Origin of the sequence: Cohnella candidum, assembly GCF_003713065.1 — a bacterium.
In the GTDB taxonomy this organism is placed as follows: Bacteria; Bacillota; Bacilli; order Paenibacillales; family Paenibacillaceae; genus Cohnella; species Cohnella candidum.
The window spans coordinates 3116728-3136957 of sequence record NZ_CP033433.1; the positions used below are offsets into that span (position 1 = coordinate 3116728).

A 20230-nucleotide genomic window follows, 5' to 3' on the forward strand; every position below is an offset into this window, starting at 1 on the left:
CCGGGGTTTCGCGGCTTACTCGAAGGAACGTCTGGCCGGCCACGATCCTTGCATTTTACGGAGTTGGATGATTTCACCGGTATGGTAGGCGTCATGCCGGATGAGGCTGTGCGCCCAATCCTCCAGCTTGCGGCTCGGAATCGCGGTTTCCAGCTCCGTCTCGGACAGCGCGGCGAGTTTGCCCCGGATGCCTTGCTGCACGCGTTCCAGCCTGGCGACCGTTTCTTGCCAATCGGACTCCTCGGTCGACGGGACCGCGAACGTATCATCGTTCGTCACGCCGGAAGGGTACTCCGTCTCTTCCCCGGTCCATCTCTTCAGCAGCCGTTCTTTGTAAAAGATCAGGTGGTTGACGTTCTGCCAGATCGAGTTCACTTGGAACCCTTCGGGGCGCCAATCGGCCTGCGCGGCCGTCAACCCGTTCAGGGCATGCTTCAGCGGCGGATACCAATCCTCCTCGCCATAGCTGAAATCCCAACCCTTCAGCAGCAATTCCACTCTGTTCATCGATCCTGCCTCCTCGTTATATGTAACCATCTAATAAATAATTACCCGTTACAAAATGTAATGTACCACGGTCCGCCGGCCGCGACAAGTAACTAGTGAAATTAATTTACGGGTGTTACAATTACGCAATAGAGTAGGAAGCGAGGCGGCGCGGCCGTGTTATGGGATGACTTTCTGAACAGCGACTATCACGACTGGAGGGGCGGAGGCCGGTCCGAGGACCGGCTGGACAAGCCCGGATGGCTGGCGCAGCAGCTCGCCGGCTATGGGCTGACTGACCCCGGTCCCTTGTCCGGCGAACAATTGCAAGCCCTGAAACGGCTGAGAGAATCGATGCTGCGAATCGTTGAAGCGTTCGCGGCCGGGGAATCGGCAGAGCCAGCCGACTTGGAGACGTTAAATCGTTTCCTGGAAGCCGGGCCGATCGTGCGCAGGGTCGCGGCGCAGGAATCCGGCTATTCGCTGGAAGCCGTGCCCCTTCTGCAGGATTGGACCGGCATCGCGGCCGAAATCGCGGCTTCCTTCGGACGCCTTCTGGCGGAGGGAGAATCCGATCGGCTTCGCATCTGCGACAATCCGGATTGCCGGTGGGTCTATTACGACGAAACCCGGAACCGTTCCAAACGGTACTGCGACGACAAAATGTGCGGCAACCTGATGAAAGTCCGCCGTTTTCGGGCCCGGAAGAAAACATCCGACACAAAGTGATTTCGGTTTCTCCCCGATCTATGATACAAATGAATTATGACGATTCCACTCGGACAAGGAGAATCTGGCATGAAAACGATCGGATTTATCGGCCTCGGCGTCATGGGGACGCCGATGGCGGCCAACCTGCTTCGCAAAGGATATTCGGTTACCGTGTACAACAGAACCCCCGGAAAAGCCGAAGAGCTCGTCCATCTCGGCGCGGAAACCGCCGCTTCCCCGCTGGAAACGGCACGTTCGTCCGATGTCGTCATCACGATGATCAGCAACGACCAAGCGGTCGAAGAGGTTTATTACGGAGAACAAGGCATTTTGGGCGGCTTGCAGCCGGGCACGACCGTCATCGACAGCAGCACCGTGTCTCCATCCCTCTCGAGGAGACTGGCTGCGGACATCCATGCCAAGTTCTCGTACTTCCTGGACGCCCCCGTCACCGGCAGCAAACCGGCCGCGATCGACGGCACGCTTCTGTTCATGGTCGGCGGCGATCCGAAAATCGTGGAGGAGAACCGCGAAATCATTCTCGCTATGGGCAAGGAAATCATCTATACGGGACCGAGCGGCAGCGGAACGACGGCCAAACTCGCCCATAACACGATCGTCGGCATTAACGCCGCGGGTTTGATCGAAGGCATGGCGATCGCGGCCAAAGGAGGCATCGACGCTTCCGCTTTCCTGCGCATCGTCCAGTCCGGAGGCGCCGCCAGCAAGCAAGCGGACCTCAAGGGCCGTAAAATCATCGACCACGACTTCAGCGTGCAATTCTCGCTGGCTTTGATGCTGAAGGATCTCAAGCTGTCTTCCGTGCTGACGGACGGCATGGGCGTCTCCACCCCGATGCTGGAAACCGCCAAAAGCCTGTTCCAGATCGGCCAGTCCGCCGGCCACGGAGAATCGGATCTTGCCGCGCTGGCGCAAGTGTACGAGGAATGGATCGGCGCTCAGATCGCCGACCTGAAGCCTCCGGTCGCCGCCGCTTCGGAAGCGGCTTTGACGCAGGAGCAAAACCGCCGCAAGAAGACCCGGGTTCCGTTGGAAATCCCGGTCATGGTTTCCGTCTATCAATGGCTGCAGGAAGGCTCCTTCTCCGGCCAGTCCGTGGAAGGAATTTTGAACGACGTTTCCGAGGACGGGCTTCAGATCGCCTCCTCGTTCCCGCTTGAGCACGACATGTTCGTCGTCATCCATCTGCCGCCGGAAGCCGGATTGCCGCCGATGACGGGCCGGATCATCCGCATCGTGAAGAAACAAGGCTTGTTCCACTACGGCTGCCTGCTGTCCGCTCTTCCTTTATACCAGAAGATCCAACTCAAAGAGTACATTGCGAAGAATACCGAAGTTTAATCAGCGTGAAATTAAAAATGCAGGACCCCTTCGCCGGGGTCCTGCATTTTTAATTGTTGCAAGTAAATTACGCGTCCAGGTAGGAGCAGACGTAATCGGTCACTTCGGCGACTTTCAGCTTGAAGCTGGCGTTCGCCGGCACCGTGAACTCGCCGGTTCCGGAAATCGAAATCCACTGGTCGCTGCCCGGCAGCAATACCGTCAGTTCGCCGGCCAGAATCTCCATGACTTCCTTCTGGGCGGTTCCGAATTCATACTCTCCCGGCATCATGATGCCGAGCGTTTTGCGCGTGCCGTCCTGGAACAGCACGGTGCGGCTGGTGACCTTGCCGTCGAAATACACATTCGCTTTCGCGACGACCGATACGTTGTCGAATTGAGCTTGAGACATCCTGATTTCTCCTCCGCCTTGCCAATATTTATTTAGATGAGTTTCCGGAATTCCGCCACGACGTTCTCCGGCGTGAATCCGTACTCCTTGATCACGCGGTCGCCCGGAGCCGACGCTCCGAAGGTGGAAATGCCGAGAACGGCGCCTTCGTCTCCGACGTAACGTTCCCAGCCGAACGGCGAAGCCATCTCGATCGCGAGGCGCGCTTTAACCGATTTCGGCAGGACGCTTTCTTTGTATTCCTTGGATTGTTTCTCGAACAGATCCCAGCTCGGCATGCTGACGACGCGGACATGCACGCCCTGCTCCGCCAAAGCTTTCTGCGAAGCGACGGCCAGCTGCACCTCGGAGCCGGTTGCGATCAGGATGCCTTGCGGCGCTCCGTTCGCGGCTTCGGACACGACGTATGCGCCTTTGGAGATGCCGTCGCGCGCTTTCTCTGCCGTTCCTTCGAGGATCGGCAGGTTTTGGCGGGTCAGCACGAGAGCGACCGGGTTGCCCGTGTTTTGCAGCGCGTACGCCCAAGCTGCGGACGTCTCGTTGCCGTCGGCCGGACGGATGACCGTCAGGCCCGGGATGACGCGGATCGAGGCCAGCTGTTCGATCGGCTCGTGCGTCGGGCCGTCTTCGCCGACCGCGATCGAGTCGTGCGTCAGCACGTAGACGACCGGCTGATGCATGATCGAAGCGAGGCGAACCGCCGGACGCAGGTAGTCGGTGAACACGAAGAACGTGCCGCCGTACACGCGGAGACCGCCGTGCAGAGAAATGCCGTTCATGGCTGCGGCCATGCCGAACTCGCGCACGCCGAAGTAGATGTTGCGGCCTTCGTAGCTGCCCGGCTTATAGACCGGCAGGCCTTTCATGTGCGTCATCGTAGAGCTTTCCAGGTCGGCGGAGCCGCCCACGAGGTAAGGCACGTTTTTCGCCAGGCCGTTGATCGCGTTGCCCGAAGCGACGCGGGTCGAGAGCGGCTTGTCTTCGGTCGTATATTTCGGCAGGTCGGCATCCCAGCCTTGCGGCAGTTCGCGGGCCAGTGCTTGCTCGAATTGCTGTGCCAGCTCCGGATGAGCGCCTTTGTATTTGGCGAACAGGGCTTCCCATTCGGCGTTCGCGGCTTCGCCGCGCTGCTTCACTTCGGCGAAATGGGCGCGGACTTCGTCCGGCACGTGGAACTCCGGCCAAGCCCAGTCGTATACGCCTTTCGTCAGCTTCGCTTCTTCGGTTCCGAGCGGAGAGCCGTGCGGTCCGGCATGGCCGCCTTTGCCGGCTTTGTTCGGAGAGCCGTAGCCGATGATCGTCTTCACTTCGATCAGGGTCGGCTTACCCGTCTCGGCTTGCGCTTCGGCGATCGCCTTCGCAAGGGAGCCGAGGTCGTTGCCGTCCTCTACGCGCAGCACTTGCCAGTTATAGCCCTCGAAACGTTTCGCCACGTTCTCGGAGAAGCTGAGGTTCAATTCGCCGTCGAGCGAAATGTCGTTCGAATCGTACAGCACGATGAGCTTGCCGAGTTTCAGGTGGCCGGCCATCGAAGCCGCTTCGGAGGAGATGCCTTCCATCAGGTCGCCGTCGCCGCAGATGGAATAAGTATAATGGTTGATCAGGTTGAAGCCGTCCTGATTATACGTGGAAGCAAGCTGAGCTTCCGCCATCGCCATGCCGACCGCCATCGCGATGCCTTGGCCCAGCGGTCCGGTCGTCGCGTCGACGCCCGCCGTGTGGCCGAACTCCGGATGGCCCGGGGTTTTGGAGCCCCACTGGCGGAAGTTTTGGATCTCTTCCATCGGCAGGTCGTAACCGCTCAGATGGAGCAGGGAGTACAGCAGCATGGAGCCGTGTCCCGCGGACAGAACGAAGCGGTCGCGATCGATCCACAGCGGGTTCGACGGATTGTGCTTCATCGTTTTCGCGAACAGTTGGTAGCCCATCGGGGCGGAGCCCATCGGCATGCCGGGGTGGCCGGACTTCGCCTTCTCGATCGCGTCGATGGCGAGCGTCCGGATCGTCGTCACGGACAATTGGTCAATGTTGGTGCTCATTTGAAGAAAGACCTCCTTATGTCGGTTTTACTATTGTGCCCTAGTATACTCGCCCGATGTCTTTCCATCGAAGGTTATACGAAAGCGACCGTCTTGTTCTGATACACGAGCAAACGGTCTTCTACGTGCCATTTGATCGCGCGGGCCAATACCGTACGTTCGATATGGCGGCCGATGCGCTTCAAGTCGTTGACGTTTTCCCGATGGGAGACGCGCTGGACGTCCTGCTCGATGATCGGGCCTCCGTCCAATTCCTCGGTCACGTAATGCGCGGTCGCCCCGATCAGTTTGACTCCGCGGTTATAAGCCTGCTGATAAGGCTTGCCGCCGACGAACGCCGGGAGGAACGAATGGTGGATGTTGATGATCCGGTTCGGGAACCGTTCGATGAACTTCGGCGAAATGATCTGCATGTAGCGGGCCAGCACGACGAGATCGACTTTGCCGGCCGTCAGCTCCAGCTGCTGCCGTTCCGCTTCCGCTTTCGTATCCGGGGTGACCGGAACGTGATGGTAAGGGATGCCGAACGACTCGACCAATTGGCGCATGTCGTCATGGTTGCTCACCACCATGCTGATTTCGGCGTCCAGGTCGCCCGCCTGCCATTGCCAGAGAAGCTCCAGCAGACAGTGGTCCTCTTTGGACACGAACAAGGCGATCCGCTTGCGGCGGCTCGCCCGGAAAATGCTCCAACGCATCGAGAAGCGGTCCGATACCCGCGTGAAATCCTCCTGCAAGGTCGGCAGCCGACGCTCCAAATCCTGAAGGTCGAACTCGATCCGGATGAAGAACATGCCGCCTTCCGGATCCATCGTATATTGGTCGGACTGGATGATGTTCGCTCCCTGCTCGTACAGGAACTGAGAGACGGCCGCGACGATGCCCGGCTTGTCGGGGCAGGAAATGAGCATCCGCGCGCGGTCCGCATTCTCCGGGCGGATTCCCGCCTGGGGTTGGTAGGGTTGGTCTTTCATGGGCTTTCCGTTTCCTCCTGTCATCCTCACGCGGCAAGCTTTACAGCTTGGCCAGCCACTTCTCGCCGGCAAACCACGCCGTCAGGCGCTTGTTGACCGCTTCTTCGCTGTAGTCGCCGGACAGCACCCGCTTCTCGATGACCAGATCGTACAAACGCTCGATCGGTTCGCGCGGGTCCGCTTTTTTCGCTTTGGCGTCCGACTTCAGCAGCTCCCATGTGTTCAGCACGTAGCTGCGGGGCTGAATGTCTTCCTTCGTAAAGAAGTGGTGCAGCCGCTCCACGTCCGTCAGGAACTCGCCGCCGAACCGCTCCTCCGCGTCGCCGCGCAAAAGCGCGATTTCCGCTTCGTACATCGGACGCGACGTCGCCTCCGTTTTGCCGATCCAAGGGGTTTCGAGCACGAACGGCTTGTCCTTCAGCGCGTCGTTGCGGACTACGTTCGCGATCGCTTCGAACCCGATCCAGCCCGAGCCGATCGGCGAGTGGCGGTCCTTGGCAGCGCCTTGCGGGTTTTTGCTGTCGTTGACGTGAATGACCGCGAGGCGGTTCAACCCGATCAAGTCGTCGAACTTGCGCAGCACCCCGTCGAAATCGTTAACGACGTCATAACCCGCGTCGTGGATGTGGCAGGTGTCCATGCAAATCGTCAGCCGGTCATTCGCCGAAACTTTCTCGATGATCGAAGCCAGCTCTTCGAACGTTCGTCCGATCTCCGTGCCTTTGCCGGCCATCGTCTCAAGCGCGATGTTGACGTCGCATTCCTTCGTGCCGTCGAGAACTTCATTCAGCCCTTCTGCGATTCGGGCGATGCCGTATTCGGGATCTTTCTCCGTGTACGCGCCCGGATGAAGAACGATGTTCTTGACGCCGATCGCGTGCGTTCTGCGGATTTCCTCCTGCAGGAAGTCTACCGCCAAACGGTAAGTGTCTTCCTTGTAGGATCCGAGATTGATGATGTAGGGGGCGTGCACGACGATTTCGCCGATTCCGGCCTCCGCCATCGCTTGCCGGCCTTCCGGGATATACAGGCTGTCAATCGGCTTGCGCCGGGTATTCTGAGGGGCTCCCGTATAAATCATGAACGTGCTGGAACCGTAGCTTACCGCTTCGCCGGTCGCCGTAAGCAGGCCTTTGTCGGAAAACGATACGTGGGATCCGATCTTCAGCATAAACGAACTCCTTTCGCCTCTCCGCTCCGCCCCGGACGCGCCGGGACGACTCCAAACAATCACCCCCTATTGTATCGCGTACGTCGAAATAAATCTAGAAATCCGCTATAATTTCAAAATGAGGTGATAACGAATGAAAAACGCCCCGGATTGGTTCATGTGGTCCATCGGGTTCTGGACGATCGTGATGGTTCTCTTCATGACGATCGGCGGATATTTCATGTTCCGGAAGTTTTTGAAGGTGCTCCCCCAACGGGACGGCAAGTCCAAACTCGATTGGCAAAATTACTGGGTGGAACGAAGCCGCCCGCTGTGGACGGAAGAATCGAAGGAGTTTCTGGAAAAGCTGGTTTCTCCCGTTCCTTCGGCTTTCCGCGACATCGCCCGCCACACGATCGCGGCGAAAATCGGACAGGTCGCCGTGGAAAGCGGCGCCTCCCAGGTGACGGACAAGCACTGCATCGAGGGCTACATATTGGCGACGCCCAAGCGCGACCATCGAAGCTTGAAGGATTTCCTGGACAAGAATGAGATCGATTATTCCGACTACCGGCATTTGATCGGATAAGAAGAAAAGCAAGGAAAACCGAAACCTTTGCCGCCTATCTTCGTTTAACCTTTTGGAGGTGTCCTACCATGAAAGCTAACAAGATGAAAACTCTGGCCTTAAGCGCGGCCGTATTGACGATGGCGTTGTCGCTATCGGCATGCGGAGGCGGCAATAACGACAACGACGCGGCTGCGTCGCCGAGCTCCTCGGCTGCGAGCGCTGCGAGCCCTAGCGCAAGTCCCGCTATGGCAACCGAGACCGAGAGCGCTTCTCCTTCTCCTTCTTCCGATGAAGCGCAGGTCATGTCCGGCAAATTCAACGGCATGATCGACGGGCACACCATCGAGATCGAGACCGGCGCCGGTGCCGTCGCCTACCAAGTCGACGCCGACACCGCGGACAAGGTGTCCACGTGGGAAGAAGGCACGAGCGTGAAGTTTCAATACAAGGAAAACACGATCACGGTGATCGATAAAGAGTAAACGTGAGGAGGGGCGCCGATGCGCCTGCTGCTTTGCGGAGGAACGGGCTTTATCGGAACGGCCTTGGCGGAGGATTTGCTTGCCAGGGGAGACGAGGTTTGGATCGTGACCCGGAAGAAACCTTCCGAATCGGGAGGGAATAAACGGTCACCGCGATACGTCACCTGGGACGAGTGGTCTTCCGAACCGGGCCGCTTCGACGGCTTCGACGCCGTGGTCAACTTGGCCGGCGAAAGCATCAACCAGCGCTGGACGGCATCGGCGAAGCAGCGCATCGTCGGCTCCCGCGTACAAGCTGCCGAGCGATTGGCGGACCTCTTCCGCCGGATGCAGGCGCCGCCGCCCGTCGTCGTGAATGCGTCCGGCATTTCCCTGTACGGGCATTCCGACGGCGGGACAGCCTCGCAAGCTCCTTTCGACGAGTCTTCGCCCGCCCGTCCCGCCGATTTCCTCGGCGATACGGTGGTGCAATGGGAAGCGGCGGCGGACGGCATTCCGGCCGAGCGTCTCGTCAAGCTCAGAATCGGCTTGGTAATCGCCCGCGAGGGAGGCGCGTTTCCGCTGCTTCGCCTGCCCTACAGGCTGTTCGCCGGCGGACGCATGGGTCACGGCAGGCAAGGAATGCCGTGGATCCATGTCCGCGACATGGTCGGCCTTATCCTGCTAAGCCTGGACAATCCGGACGTTCGCGGGCCGCTGAACGCCGTCGCGCCCCAGCCGGTCACGAACGACGAGTTCGGGCGCCTGCTGGGCAAAGTCACGGGACGGCCCCATTGGTTTCCCGTCCCGGGCGCGATGCTGAAACTCGTGCTCGGCGAGATGAGCACCTTGGTACTGACCGGCCAGTACGCGCTGCCCCGCAAAGCGATGGAGCACGGCTACCGCTTCGCGTATCCGAATTTGGAAGACGCCCTTCGGGATATAACCCGATAGGGCGTTTTCTAATGGTGAAGAACACCGTGTTTGAACCGGTAGCGGGAACCCGCGAGGCCGAGCACGTCATCCGGAGAAAGAGGGTAAGCCTCGTAAGCTGCCATCTGGACTCCGTTTAACGAAGTGCCGTTGCGGGAACCGAGATCTTTGGCCGTCCACCGGCCTTCGGCGAATTGCAGCTCCAAGTGGGCCCGGGAAACGCCCGGCGTTTCGTCCACATGGGTCGAAGCTTCCCGGGAACGGCCGATGACGAAAGACGGCGCGATTAACGGAATGGGCGGGGCGGTGCCCGACGCAGTCTCCCATTCCAGGTAATAAACGGGCGCCGCCGAATGCATCTCCGGATCCAGCCGCTGCGTGCGTTCCGCTTCCCGCGCAAAGCCGCCGGTCGACTCCGGAGGACCTATATCGCCGTGCCATTGCGGTATTCGCGGTGAAGGCGGCTGCGGCAATGGCGTCGGCCGATGCGGCTCCTCATCCGCGATATCCCATGCCCGTTGCGACGCGGACGCATCCTGCCGAGGTACCTTTCTTTCCTGCTCCGCTTCAACGGGTTTCCATGGCCTCTCCGCTGCCTTTCGGGCGAAGCCGAACCGCAGCCAGAGATATCCCAGCGCGACCGCCAAAGTGATACCTGCGGATATCGACAACCCGGCCGTTTCGGGATGAGCGGCATAGCCCCAACGCCACGCGGCCGCGGCAATGCCGATGGCGGCACAGACAAGCCATACCTGTCTGCGTCCGGCGGAGTCGCGCAGATTGTCCTCCTCGGCAATCGGCTCCCGCTCGCTCGGGAACGGCCCCGAATCGTGTCCGAGAAGACCGGACAGAGAGTGGGCGTGAGCCTCTTCGCGTTTCGGTTCGAACCACCGCCATGACGGGGAAGGCGTGCCGGATGAGAGCGTGCCGGCCGAAGCAGGAACTTCAGCATCGTGCTTAACGGCAGGCGGGGGAATCGGATAGGGGCGTCCGCTGCTCGAGGACGCTGAAATGCGGGCGACAGGCTGCTCGGCTGCGACCGTCCCGCTCGGAACGAACGGCTCCTTCCGGCGGCTTTCTTCCGTCGGAGTCCCGCCGTTTCCCGCCAGATACTGCCTGGCGAAACCGCGCAAAAGCGCCGGTTTGAAATCCGGCGAGGAGGCCAGGCGCAGCAACCGTTGCAGCGCGATTCCGTCCAGGTCGGCGACATGCATCATCCAGCGGACGATGAGCGCTTCCAAGGCGCTTCCCGGACGCTGCCGGCTATCCGCCAGGGGGAGATAGACAAACCGCAGATCCCTCCAATCTTCTCCCGCGAAGATACGATCATCCTCCAGGAGAACCTTGTCCGCGTCCAACACGTAAAGCCGGCAATCCTCCAGCACCTCCGCCACCCGGCACAACGCACCCATGAAGTCGCTCATCGTCCATTTCTCCGTCCGCATCGCTTGGGAGAGCATCCGCGTGCCGGACAAGGCATAACGAAAGGAAAGGCTGCCGTCGATTTCTTCGGTTTCCAGCCTAAGCAATCCCGGAACCTCGCAGGAGAGCAGCATCCGCAATTGAAATTCGTCGCAATCTCCCCGGGAGAAGGGCGGCTCGCCTTCCATGACCAAATAATGTCCCCTTCTCTGTTCAAAGCGAACCTTCAATCTGTCCACGTCCCTGCCTCCTCTAAAACGCGATTACGCCTGCGCCGGATAACAGCGCAATTACGGAAGGCGCCACCGCCAGCATGAACGGAAACGCGGCGCCTTTCCCGGATTCGGCGGGGTGCCGTCCCCAAGGCCACGGAAGCCGTCTTCCCCAGCGGCGAATCATCCGCAGACGGAGCAGCAGCAAAAAAACCGAGATGCCGCCCGCAAGCAGGATGGAAGTGACCACCAGTTGAACCGTCGCCGCCGCGCCCGCCCAAATTCCGTAAGCGCCGAACCATTTCACGTCTCCCGCGCCCATCCCGCCGAACCTATGGAGCAGCAGCAGCGGAAGGAACCCGGCGGCTCCGCCGCCCGCTGCGTGCAAGGCCCCCGCCCATCCATCGGATACGGCATGATACAAGAACCCGCCGGCCGCAAAGCCCGAGGTCAGCACATTCGGGATTCGCATGCGGCGAAGATCCGTCCAACTGGCTGCCGCGGTCAGGACCATAAGGGCGACGGTAATCCGAACATCCAACTTTCTCTCCCCCTTACTTGCGTTCGACCCGGAAAGGCATCGAGAAACTCGCTCCGCCTTCTCCTCGGACCGTCCAGTTCCATTCGCCGGACGTCGTGTTGCCCGAGACGTGCCATGTCCACGAAATCCTGCCGGATCCGTCTGCGACGGCTTGCCCCAAGTGCTTGGCCTGGCTGTTTCCGCTTTTGTAGAGAACGGACAAATCCAAAGAGGTACCGGGCTGCGTACGCAACACCAACGTCGCTTTCCTCCCGGGGCGGACGGGGTTCGGCTCCAAGGAGACGAACGCAATGTCCAGTTCCGAAGTTTCCGTATCCTGTGCCCTTGCCCGGGAAGGCGAACCGCCGGACCAGACTCGTTCACGGGCGGAGGCCCGGATCGTCAAGGGCATTCCGCTGAACGGCACGCGGAAAGGCAGCCGGTATTCCGCTTGCACCGTAAGGAATGCGGCGGAAACGCCGTCTTCCTCGGGAAGATCGACGGAAGTTACCCGGAACCGTTCCGGGGCCAACACCCTTGCATCCGACAGTTTTAGGGCCAAAGGTTCCAAGACGGCTTTAGCCGCCTCCTCATTCAGGAACCGTCTGCCGTCCGCTAAAGCTTCCGCCCAATCGCCCAGCGGCGAAGGCAGCCATTCCGCTAGCTCGCCGACCGTTTCCCGGATGTCTCCCTGGGCGTTTCCCGCTTCACCTTTCTCGCTGGGAGCCGTCTCTACTTTTTCTTGCTGCGAGAGCGTGATCGGATACCAGGACGACGCGGCCAAACGGACCGTCTGGGTCAAAGCCCCCTGCATCGCGATCGCGACGATCGCCGTTTGAACGAGAAAAAGAAGCAAGAAAACGAGCATCAGGAAGACGGGCATCACCAATGCCGTTTCCAGCGCGACGCTTCCCTCTTCCCTTGCCGCGCCGCGGTTATTGATAAGAGTGATCCGCCGCGTAAGTCGCCTCATAACGGTTCCCCTTCACCGTTCCTCCAAGCTGCCCGGTCCGGCCGAGCACCTTCAGCAATCCGGGAAAAAACCACAGTTTTAGCGAAGCCGTTCCTTCCGCGCTCGCGTAAGTATAGGCCTCCGCGAAATTCAGTCCGGTTCGGTACTCGATCGCCGCGATGACTCGAGATAATGCGATCGCTGATCCGCCGCCTTGCGTGATCAAGAAAAGCCGCAGGTAATCCTCGTAAGTGGTCTCGGCTTTCAAATACTTGGACAACGGAACCGCGTTCCGGTCCAGCAGCATGCGCACGTCCGCGATCGCGTTGCGGACCCCGTACGCGAGTGCCGCGGCCAAAATCAGCAAAGGATGTCCCAAGCCGCGGTTCTCGATCAGCCCTTCCATCGTTCGCACGGCCAGGCGGAGAGCGAAAATTTCCCCGTACGCCGCCGCCAGATTGCCTGAAGGAGTCGCGAATCCGTACAGGATGTACTCCTCCTCTTGGCGATCCGGAGATAATCCCGCGGAGCCGCCCTCCAGCAGCCGCTTGGCTTGAGCCGGCTCAAAGCGCGTCATACGGGCTTGCGCATATTCCGAGAAAAAGAGCGAGTCGCGAACCCCGGTCAACGAACCTTCCAAGCCTTCCAACAAGCCGCCGGCTTTCTCCAGTGCTTCATCCCTTGCTTCAGAAGGGTCCTCAGCATCGCCGGCACGGGTAGCGGCCTCTTCGGCGTTACGGTTCCGATCGGAGTTTTCCCGGAACAAGCGATCAAGCTTGCCGAACGCTTCCCGTTCTTCCGGCGTGCCTTGCAGCTTGCGGAACCCGCCGATAAGTCCGTTCCAGCCGGACCATTCGGCCTTCGCTTGCTTCTCGAAAGCCTTGCGTTCCGCGTCACCTGTCCGATGGAGATTGAAGGAAGCTTCCCGTTCCCGCAGAACGAGGCCGTTTGCGCCATAATCAGCGGCGTAACCGTTCAAAGCGGACAGCAAGCGGCCAACTTCTTGGCGAAGCGTTGCTTCCATTCCCTTTGAGGATGGCACGTTGTGAAGAAGTGCCGATACGGTTTCCGCTGCACCGACCAATTGCAATCCCCGATCCCGTTGGTTTGACAATTCCGCTTCGTAACGGTCGAAAAAGGCTTCCTCCAACACGAGCGATTGCGCCGTCCTCCGGATTTCCGCCACGGATTCCACTTTCCCGGAATCGACGGATTCCTGTTGGCTTTCGTCCGTTACGGCACTCGCCGGTCCGTCCGCCGTATCGGAAACCGCCGCTTCGGCAGCCATTTTTCGCATCTCTTCGTTGGCGGCAGATGCGCGCCTCCAGGCTTCCACCGCTTCGTGATAGGAGGACTCCGCCGCTGCGCGCGCACGTGCAGCCGCTCCCGCGAGCTCCGCCGCGAGCGAAGCCGTGCCGGACTCATACGCGGCGATTGCTGCCGTATGCTTTCCAGGATTCGGCTTCGGCTTCGGCTCCGCAACGGATCCGGGCTTTTCCGCTTCCTCGCGAGCCGCCGCTTCATCCTCCTGCCGCATGGCGACATAGTCCGCGTAACGGAGAGCCGCATCCGCCGCGTTCCCGACTTCGCCCGCCGGCAGACTGCCGTTCAAATCCGGCGAAGGATACGGAGCCAGACTGCGGAGAATGGAGACCGTCTGCTCTCCACCGCTTGACTGCGACTTCAACGCTTCATTCAACGCCGCTTCCCGGTGGTCGTATGCCTTGCGCATCCGCTCCAGCAAACCGACGGTGGCCGCGGCTTCTTTCATCGCCGGAGCCACGCCCCGGAACCGGGAGGCGAACTCCAGCGCCAGGTCGACGGGCGCCTTGTATTTCATTTCCTCCAGCACTTGCCGGCGAAAGACGTCATGATCCGCAAGCGGACGGCTTTCCGTCACGTCCGTCTCTGTCCATTCCGAAGCGAGGAAAGGCAGCGCACCGCCGCTATCTCCTCCCGCCGAATACCCTTCGGCCGCCGTTCGGAACAGCTCGTTCGCGTCTTCTCCCCCTCTTACGAACAGACCGTAATTTTCATAGAGGACAGGGTCGAAAGAAGAGAGTACGGAACGGGCGCCCGACTGAACCGCGAGTTCGGCCATGTGGCGAAAAGCGGCGATGCGAGAGAAGTCGATGAGCAAGGAAGTTAACAGCATGAAAGCCGCCGTTACCGAAATAAAATAAACGGATACGCTCCCGGCCGAATTTGTCCCCGAACGCCGGCCACGCTTCTCCCCGCTCATCGTTTTCCGGCCAGCACACTCGCCGCCTTCTGCCGGTAAGTCTCCGCGCTCTGTCCTTTCTTGCGCATTTTCTCCCGGAAATAACGGACCGACTGAAACGTGCGGATCCATTCCGCGGGTTCCGTCACGGTGGAAGACACCGAAGCCGAATGCCGAGTCTCCGCCGAATTCCGAAAACGCAGCACCGGCGTCGGTATCAAACCGCCCGACGCATCGACGGACACGGTTCGGAGCCAGCCCTGATTGCGGTACTTTAGCTCCCCGCCCACGAAGGAGGGAAAGGCTTCCGCCGATTTGCGAAGCTTCTTCTCCGCCGGCGATCCGTCCTCCCCGCCACCGTTTCCGATATCCACGCGGGAGCCGTTCCCATCAGCAGACATACCGAGCTCTCCCGCCAACAAAGCGTCGTCGCCAAGCCTCCAATATAAACCGTCGTATCCTCCGGACGGATATCCGCCCGTTTTCCCGGAAGCGGAGGAATGGGACCAGGCGAATGCCGCGCGGCCGCTTTCGGCGGAAGCGGAATAATAGAGAAGGGCTTTCTCCAGCATCCCGACGGAAAACAGAATCAGAAGAAGCGTCGTGAGCAGGACCCATGGAAACACCAATGCTCCCTCCAGCGTCATGGAGCCTTGCTCGCCGCTCCCGAAACGGCGTAAAGCGCGAATGCCGGCAACCATCCCCTCGAACCTCCCCGCTTAATCGAATATCGTGCCGGCCTTGTCCTCCGCCGACCCCATCAAATCCCGGATAAATTGCAGGATCCAATCCTTGAACAAAATGGCGACTAAAATCAACACGGCGGCGATCAGCACGATCTCAAGCGTCCCGATCCCGGCTTCTTCCCGCCTAAACCTTCGAACGTGGTGCCCACAAGCGCGTAACAACCAAGCCATGATCCGATCCCTCCCTCATGTTTACATCACGAAAATCGCGGGCGCGCCGACCAAAACGATGATCAACAGAAAGATCACCGCCAAAGGAAACGCCAGCCTGGTCGACGCCTGCTCACCCAGCGTGCGGGCCGCCGCTTTGCGTTTCTCCCACGTTTGCCGGGTAAGGTCGCGAAGCGCGGGCACGAGCGATTCTCCTCCCCGTTTGGCGTTCATCAGCAGCACCGCGGCGAAAAGCTTTGCCTCCGGAATGGCGCAGCGCCTGCCGAACTCCTCCAACGCCAGGCCCATGCTTTCCCCTCGATCCATCGCCGCGACCGCGGCTTGAAGCTCGCCGTACAGCGGATGACCGCCGGACGGCCGGCGCTCCAAACACCGCGCCAGCGCCTGCCTTACGGGCTCCCCCGCGTGCACAAGTACGAGAAGCCGGCTAAGCAGCACCGGGAGTTCCATCAGCATGCCGCGTTTGCGATTTTCCGTCTGACGGTTCAAGTCGCGCGCCCGAAGCATCGGAATGCAAACTCCGACCAGAGACCCGACCCCGCCGAGCGCCGGATTGCCGGCGACCGACGCCAATGCCCAAGCGGCCGAGCAAGCGGCATAGGCGATCGCGGCGCTTTCCGCAACCCACCGGAGAAGCCGCTCCGCCGTACATCCGCCTTCCAGCGCGGCGATTCGCAAGCGGTGGTTCTGCAGCATCGGCTGCAAGCGTTCGAACGACCCGCTTCGCCTCAACGCCTCTCGAAACGGCACGGCCCATTCTTGCCCGGTCGGCAGGCGGCGCGGCACCCGCCAACCGGAGGACCAAAGGATAAGACCGCCGTAGAGCGCGGAGAGCAGCCCGAATACGATCCCGCTCCACATCCCGCTACACCTCGATGCTCATGATCCTGACCATCCACCAGCAGCAAAGTCCCAACAATCCCAGACAGACGGACAGCAACAGCCACCCGACGCCGTGGCGAAGCGGCTCCATGTACTCCGGCGCGAAAAAACCGAGGAATCCGATGAAAGCGAACGGCATGGTCATCATGATCCGGGACTCGAATCTCTTCTGGGACATCAGCACCGATATTTCCAACTCCACGTCCAATTTCTCGGCGATGAGCTGCGAAGTGCCGCGGACGATTTCGATCAAGTCGCCGCCCGCCCGTTTGGAAACCGTGAACGCTTCGGAAAAATGGCGGATTTCCTCCGAATCGGACCTCCCGGCGAAATCCCGAAGCATCGGCTCCAGAGGCTCTCCGTTATGAAGCCGGACCGAAATGGCGCGAAGCTCGCGGAGCAAGTCGGAACGGGCATCGGCGATCAGGATCGACAGATCGTTCTCCAGGCCGAGAAAAGCGTTCTCGACCGACCGGCCGGCCGCGAGCAGCGAAGAGAGCGCTTGAAGCATCTCCTTGAACTGAAGGCGCAGCTTGAGCTTGCGCCCGGCTTGCAGCCGTTTGCGCAACAATCGCGGATAGCCCAGGCCGACAGGAGCAGCCAGAACCGACACGACGGGTTGCCGGCATAGCATCCATGCCGCTGCGAAGCAGAAGAGGCAGCCCGCAACCGCGGCTCCCGCACGCTGCCCTTTACTGAGCTCATAACGGGCGTAATCGATCATTCCGCCGCCTCCCGGATCCCCGCGAATACGAGCTTGCGGGTATCCGCCAGCTCCCCGGCCTTCTTCAGCCTTCCGATGACCCGGCCGCTTCGTTCTCCTTCTTCCTCGAATCGGAACAGAGGCCGCAGCGCCACGTCTCCCTCCGTCAGGGACGACTCCACCTCGCAAATGTCCGTCACCCTCCGGCTGCCGTCACGGAACCGGCTCAGATGCACGATCACGTCCAAAGCGGAAGCGATTTGCTTTCTCACCGCCTGGATCGGCAGATCGGCGCCGCTCAACACCATCGTCTCCAAACGGGAAATCATGTCCTTCGGACTGTTCGCATGGCCGGTGCTCAAGCTCCCGTCATGGCCCGTGTTCATGGCCTGCAGCATATCCAACGCTTCCGCTCCCCTTACTTCGCCGACGATAATCCGGTTTGGCCGCATCCTTAACGACGCCCGGATCAACTCGGCCGTCGTGATCCTTCCTTTTCCTTCGCTGTTCGCGTTGCGCGTCTCGAGCGACACCAAATGCGATGCGCCTTTCAGCCGCAGCTCCGCGGCATCCTCGATCGTGATGATCCGCTCGCCGGCGGGAATCGCTTCCGATAACGCGTTCAGGAAGGTCGTCTTCCCCGAACCCGTGCCGCCGCTGACGAACAAGTTGTACTTGGCCGCCACCAAAGTCTGAAGCATGGCAGCCGCCTCTTCGGTCAATGCGCCGGCGGCAAGAAGATCCCGCATGCCGAGCGGCCGGTCCGGAAATCTCCGGATGGTGACGCAAGGACCTTTGAGCGCCACCGGAGGGAGCACGACGTGCACCCGGGAACCGTCCGGCAGCCGGGCGTCCACGATGGGCGAGGCTTCGTTCACCATGCGGTTCACGCGGCCGACGACGCTTTGGATCAAATCCTCCAGCCGATCGGGCGACTCGAAGGAAATTCCGGAGTAGCTCAGTTCGCCCCCGCGCTCGACGTAAATCTCGTCATGCCGGTTGATCATGATCTCCGTTACGGCAGGATCGTCAAGCAGCGGCTGCAAGGCGTCCAAGCCGCGGAAAGAGTGGAACAGCCGTTCCACCGCGGCTTTGCGCTGCGCCGCGGTCCACCTCCGGGCCGTCTCTCTGCGGAACAACTCCGTCTCGATCAACTTCTTCAATTCGCCGTCCGTTACGGCGGCGTCCCACGCCAGCCGGGAGCGCACCGCGTCCCGGACGACGTTCAGCTCATCGGGCGGCAGGCTCCAGACTTCCACCGGACAAGGCCCCCTTCCTTCCCCGCTCCCATCCCCAACCGTCCAGAAGCGCATCGACCCCGCCGCTGTATGCCGCCGACCCGAAAATCCTGCCCGGGTCGTCGGTCCCCTTCCATTGGGGAACGTAGGGCAGCTCGGCGGCCGGCGGGGAAGGCAAACGCCAGGGATTCATCCATCTTCCCTGCGTTTTGCTTCGCACGAACGAAACGTTGGCGGACCAGCCTGTCTCGGCCTCTCGGCGCCAGAATTCCAGCAGCTTCTCCGCTTTGCCCAGGCACTGCCAATCGTCCGTCACCAGCCAAGCCACCCGATCGCTCAAACCGAGCAGCGCGGCATGCCACGGAGTCGCGCCGCAGTCCGGGTCCGCCACCACGAGGTCGTATCTTCCCGATTCCCGCAAGCGCTCGGCGAGAGATGCCACCAGTTCGGGCGTCATCGCGAGCCTCTCTCCGGGATGATCGGGCGCGTCGATAATGTCCGCCCTCAGGATGGAATGGTGGCGTACGGAGCGTTCCAACTGCTCGGCAAACCGCCCGGAATCCGACTGCAGGACGTACAAAAGCCGCGAAAGGCTATCGGGTTCCACGTTGCCGAAGAGCCGGGACGTGACGTTGACCGTCTCCAAATTCAGATAAAGGGTGCGAAGCCCTCTCTCCCCGGCTTGCCGGACCACGTTCAATGCGGCCGTCGTCTTGCCCGCTCCGCCCGACGCGGAGAAAACGGTCAGCCAGCGGCATCCCCCCTGTACGGCCGGCGACTGTTCCGACAGCAGTCCGCGGATTCCCGCGGCGACCACGGGAAGGGGCTGATACAGCCGCAGTTCCGGCCATTCCCTTTTCGATTGTCCCGGATCTTCCACCAGAGCGGCCTTCCGCACGCCGGCACCCAGCCAAGACTCCGCCTGCTTCAACAATGAAGGAAAGCCGACCAGCGCATCGATCCCGCCGGGCTCCTGGAGCCGCAGCCGAAGGGCGGTCTCGTGCGTAAACGCGGTGACATCCCACCCCGGCTCCGTCTCCCGCAAATATTCGGCAAGACGCGCGGCATACTCCCGGTTCGGGATCGCCAGCACGATTTTCCGGTTCATCCCACCCCTCCTCCAAGCCGGACAAAACAAAAACACCGCAAACCCCGGCTCGTGCCGGAATTTGCGGTGCTTCCGCTTTTCCTGTCCAAATTCGTATCGAAATCATACCATGATCTTCCAAAAACGTCAACGAGCGAACGAAACGCTTTTTACCTTTTCTCGATCGGCAGCCATTCCAGCACGCGCTGGATGTGCGTGTCCCAATAACCCCACTCGTGCCCGCCCGGCGCTTCCTCGTACGTCAGATCGAATCCGAGCGCGTTTGCATGGTCCCGGAACCTCTCGTTCATGTCGAAGAGGAAATCCTCGGTCCCGCAGCTTTGGAATAAACGGGGTTTCGCATCCCCGGACGCCGCCAGCTTCTCCGCCACCGTGAAGAGATCGTCATCGCTTCCTTGCAGCTCCTCGCGGCCGCCGAAAATGCGCCGATACTCCGCATCCGGAAAGAAATCGTCATCCGTCCAGCGGTTGGCCATGTCCAGAGCGCCCGACAGGCTGGCTCCGTGGGAAAACACGTCCGGACGCCGAAGCGCCAGCTTAAAAGCGCCGTATCCGCCCATCGACAAACCCGCCGCGAACGTACGGTCGCGCTCCTCGGATAACGGGAACCACGATTTCGCCAAAGCGGGCACTTCCTCGCTGATGTAACTCCAATACCGGTGCCCCTGCTTCATATCGGTGTAGAAGCTCCGGTGGCCGTTCGGCATCACGACCGCGATTCCATACTCGTCCGCGTACCGTTCAATCGAGGTTCTGCGCTGCCAAATCGAATGGTCGTCGGACAACCCGTGCAGCAAATAAAGCGTGGGATACCGGGTTCCCGCGGGCGCGGCCGGCAATATGACGTTCATCGTCATCGCCATCCCGAGTACGTTCGAATAAAAATCGCATTGGAAAAACGCCATATGAATCCTCCTCGAGAATCACGAATCCCGTTTATCGTAACCGACCGCGAAGCCGGGCGTCCAGCCTCGTCC

At 60.7% G+C, this 20230-nt stretch carries 21 protein-coding genes; 5 read left to right on the plus strand and 16 right to left on the minus strand.

Translation table 11 applies throughout. The annotated features are described in order from the left end of the window. Nucleotides 1–15 precede the first annotated feature (15 nt). Nucleotides 16–507, minus strand: a complete 492-nt coding sequence (locus EAV92_RS14405) for a DinB family protein (protein ID WP_123041750.1) — start codon at nt 505–507, stop codon at nt 16–18. 156 nt (nt 508–663) lie between these two features. On the opposite strand from EAV92_RS14405, the gene EAV92_RS14410 reads away from it, so the two are divergent. Both EAV92_RS14410 and EAV92_RS14415 read left to right on the plus strand, forming a co-directional pair. Next, on the plus strand, nt 664–1215 hold the full coding sequence (locus EAV92_RS14410; protein WP_123041751.1) for a CGNR zinc finger domain-containing protein: 552 nt from the start codon (nt 664–666) through the stop codon (nt 1213–1215). A gap of 69 nt (nt 1216–1284) precedes the next feature. Beyond that, entirely contained in the window at nt 1285–2559 is a 1275-nt protein-coding gene (locus EAV92_RS14415; protein ID WP_123041752.1) for an NAD(P)-binding domain-containing protein, read from the plus strand. Between the two features lie 67 nt (nt 2560–2626). On the opposite strand, the gene ppnP is transcribed toward EAV92_RS14415, so the two are convergent. From ppnP to EAV92_RS14435, 4 genes are all read right to left on the minus strand, one after another. Beyond that, the gene (gene ppnP / locus EAV92_RS14420; protein WP_123041753.1) at nt 2627–2950 is read right to left on the minus strand and encodes a pyrimidine/purine nucleoside phosphorylase; all 324 of its coding nucleotides are present in this window, start codon (nt 2948–2950) and stop codon (nt 2627–2629) included. 32 nt (nt 2951–2982) lie between these two features. Continuing rightward, entirely contained in the window at nt 2983–4989 is a 2007-nt protein-coding gene (tkt, locus tag EAV92_RS14425; protein WP_123041754.1) for a transketolase, read from the minus strand. Between the two features lie 74 nt (nt 4990–5063). Beyond that, the gene (purU, locus tag EAV92_RS14430; protein ID WP_123041755.1) at nt 5064–5963 is read right to left on the minus strand and encodes a formyltetrahydrofolate deformylase; all 900 of its coding nucleotides are present in this window, start codon (nt 5961–5963) and stop codon (nt 5064–5066) included. A 40-nt stretch (nt 5964–6003) separates the two neighbouring features. After that, nucleotides 6004–7134 carry a deoxyribonuclease IV gene (locus EAV92_RS14435; RefSeq protein ID WP_123041756.1) on the minus strand — a complete coding sequence of 377 codons (1131 nt, stop codon included), beginning with the start codon at nt 7132–7134 and terminating at the stop codon, nt 6004–6006. A gap of 133 nt (nt 7135–7267) precedes the next feature. On the opposite strand from EAV92_RS14435, the gene EAV92_RS14440 reads away from it, so the two are divergent. The 3 genes from EAV92_RS14440 to EAV92_RS14450 all read left to right on the plus strand — a co-directional run bounded on the left by EAV92_RS14440 (nt 7268) and on the right by EAV92_RS14450 (nt 9099). Then, on the plus strand, nt 7268–7702 hold the full coding sequence (locus EAV92_RS14440) for a DUF2621 family protein (protein WP_123041757.1): 435 nt from the start codon (nt 7268–7270) through the stop codon (nt 7700–7702). A gap of 68 nt (nt 7703–7770) precedes the next feature. After that, nucleotides 7771–8166, plus strand: a complete 396-nt coding sequence (locus tag EAV92_RS14445) for a hypothetical protein (RefSeq protein ID WP_123041758.1) — start codon at nt 7771–7773, stop codon at nt 8164–8166. Between the two features lie 18 nt (nt 8167–8184). Further along, the gene (locus EAV92_RS14450) at nt 8185–9099 is read left to right on the plus strand and encodes a TIGR01777 family oxidoreductase (RefSeq protein WP_123041759.1); all 915 of its coding nucleotides are present in this window, start codon (nt 8185–8187) and stop codon (nt 9097–9099) included. 8 nt (nt 9100–9107) lie between these two features. Here the strand turns inward: EAV92_RS14450 and EAV92_RS14455 are convergent, their stop codons facing one another. The 11 genes from EAV92_RS14455 to EAV92_RS14505 all read right to left on the minus strand — a co-directional run bounded on the left by EAV92_RS14455 (nt 9108) and on the right by EAV92_RS14505 (nt 20158). Then, on the minus strand, nt 9108–10739 hold the full coding sequence (locus EAV92_RS14455; RefSeq protein ID WP_123041760.1) for a DUF6382 domain-containing protein: 1632 nt from the start codon (nt 10737–10739) through the stop codon (nt 9108–9110). Nucleotides 10740–10752: 13 nt separating this feature from the next. Further along, a complete protein-coding gene (locus EAV92_RS14460) occupies nt 10753–11253 on the minus strand; it encodes an A24 family peptidase (RefSeq protein WP_123041761.1) in 501 nt (166 codons plus the stop codon). 13 nt (nt 11254–11266) lie between these two features. After that, nucleotides 11267–12205: a hypothetical protein gene (locus EAV92_RS14465; protein ID WP_123041762.1), complete on the minus strand. Its 939-nt coding sequence runs from the start codon at nt 12203–12205 to the stop codon at nt 11267–11269. Continuing rightward, nucleotides 12168–14339: a hypothetical protein gene (locus tag EAV92_RS14470; protein WP_164472782.1), complete on the minus strand. Its 2172-nt coding sequence runs from the start codon at nt 14337–14339 to the stop codon at nt 12168–12170. The genes EAV92_RS14465 and EAV92_RS14470 overlap by 38 nt, the downstream gene beginning before the upstream one ends. 83 nt (nt 14340–14422) lie before the next feature. Next, nucleotides 14423–15106 carry a hypothetical protein gene (locus EAV92_RS14475; RefSeq protein WP_123041764.1) on the minus strand — a complete coding sequence of 228 codons (684 nt, stop codon included), beginning with the start codon at nt 15104–15106 and terminating at the stop codon, nt 14423–14425. An 18-nt stretch (nt 15107–15124) separates the two neighbouring features. After that, on the minus strand, nt 15125–15322 hold the full coding sequence (locus EAV92_RS14480) for a Flp1 family type IVb pilin (protein WP_123041765.1): 198 nt from the start codon (nt 15320–15322) through the stop codon (nt 15125–15127). A gap of 21 nt (nt 15323–15343) precedes the next feature. After that, nucleotides 15344–16183, minus strand: coding sequence for a type II secretion system F family protein (locus EAV92_RS14485; RefSeq protein WP_123041766.1), 840 nt, complete (start codon nt 16181–16183; stop codon nt 15344–15346). 4 nt (nt 16184–16187) lie between these two features. Continuing rightward, nucleotides 16188–16928, minus strand: coding sequence for a type II secretion system F family protein (locus tag EAV92_RS14490; protein WP_123041767.1), 741 nt, complete (start codon nt 16926–16928; stop codon nt 16188–16190). Beyond that, entirely contained in the window at nt 16925–18166 is a 1242-nt protein-coding gene (locus EAV92_RS14495; RefSeq protein WP_241158275.1) for a TadA family conjugal transfer-associated ATPase, read from the minus strand. Before EAV92_RS14495 ends, EAV92_RS14490 begins: the two co-directional genes overlap by 4 nt. Further along, complete coding sequence (locus EAV92_RS14500) at nt 18138–19253, minus strand: CpaE/TadZ family protein (protein WP_123041769.1); 1116 nt, start codon at nt 19251–19253, stop codon at nt 18138–18140. Before EAV92_RS14500 ends, EAV92_RS14495 begins: the two co-directional genes overlap by 29 nt. Nucleotides 19254–19402: 149 nt before the next feature. Continuing rightward, nucleotides 19403–20158, minus strand: a complete 756-nt coding sequence (locus tag EAV92_RS14505; RefSeq protein WP_123041770.1) for an alpha/beta hydrolase — start codon at nt 20156–20158, stop codon at nt 19403–19405. Between the last annotated feature and the right edge of the window lie 72 nt (nt 20159–20230).

Excerpts from the sequence above, each read along its gene's own strand:
- EAV92_RS14490 (WP_123041767.1), bottom strand. The coding sequence starts at position 16,928 with ATGATCGATTACGCCCGTTATGAGCTCAGTAAAGGGCAGCGTGCGGGA.
- EAV92_RS14405 (WP_123041750.1), bottom strand. The coding sequence starts at position 507 with ATGAACAGAGTGGAATTGCTGCTGAAGGGTTGGGATTTCAGCTATGGC.
- EAV92_RS14450 (WP_123041759.1), top strand. The coding sequence starts at position 8,185 with ATGCGCCTGCTGCTTTGCGGAGGAACGGGCTTTATCGGAACGGCCTTG.
- tkt (WP_123041754.1), bottom strand. The coding sequence starts at position 4,989 with ATGAGCACCAACATTGACCAATTGTCCGTGACGACGATCCGGACGCTC.
- EAV92_RS14445 (WP_123041758.1), top strand. The coding sequence starts at position 7,771 with ATGAAAGCTAACAAGATGAAAACTCTGGCCTTAAGCGCGGCCGTATTG.
- EAV92_RS14465 (WP_123041762.1), bottom strand. The coding sequence starts at position 12,205 with ATGAGGCGACTTACGCGGCGGATCACTCTTATCAATAACCGCGGCGCG.
- EAV92_RS14500 (WP_123041769.1), bottom strand. The coding sequence starts at position 19,253 with ATGAACCGGAAAATCGTGCTGGCGATCCCGAACCGGGAGTATGCCGCG.
- EAV92_RS14415 (WP_123041752.1), top strand. The coding sequence starts at position 1,285 with ATGAAAACGATCGGATTTATCGGCCTCGGCGTCATGGGGACGCCGATG.
- EAV92_RS14435 (WP_123041756.1), bottom strand. The coding sequence starts at position 7,134 with ATGCTGAAGATCGGATCCCACGTATCGTTTTCCGACAAAGGCCTGCTT.
- EAV92_RS14440 (WP_123041757.1), top strand. The coding sequence starts at position 7,268 with ATGAAAAACGCCCCGGATTGGTTCATGTGGTCCATCGGGTTCTGGACG.
- purU (WP_123041755.1), bottom strand. The coding sequence starts at position 5,963 with ATGAAAGACCAACCCTACCAACCCCAGGCGGGAATCCGCCCGGAGAAT.
- EAV92_RS14485 (WP_123041766.1), bottom strand. The coding sequence starts at position 16,183 with ATGTGGAGCGGGATCGTATTCGGGCTGCTCTCCGCGCTCTACGGCGGT.
- EAV92_RS14480 (WP_123041765.1), bottom strand. The coding sequence starts at position 15,322 with ATGGCTTGGTTGTTACGCGCTTGTGGGCACCACGTTCGAAGGTTTAGG.
- EAV92_RS14505 (WP_123041770.1), bottom strand. The coding sequence starts at position 20,158 with ATGGCGTTTTTCCAATGCGATTTTTATTCGAACGTACTCGGGATGGCG.
- ppnP (WP_123041753.1), bottom strand. The coding sequence starts at position 2,950 with ATGTCTCAAGCTCAATTCGACAACGTATCGGTCGTCGCGAAAGCGAAT.
- EAV92_RS14470 (WP_164472782.1), bottom strand. The coding sequence starts at position 14,339 with ATGCTGTTAACTTCCTTGCTCATCGACTTCTCTCGCATCGCCGCTTTT.
- EAV92_RS14475 (WP_123041764.1), bottom strand. The coding sequence starts at position 15,106 with ATGGTTGCCGGCATTCGCGCTTTACGCCGTTTCGGGAGCGGCGAGCAA.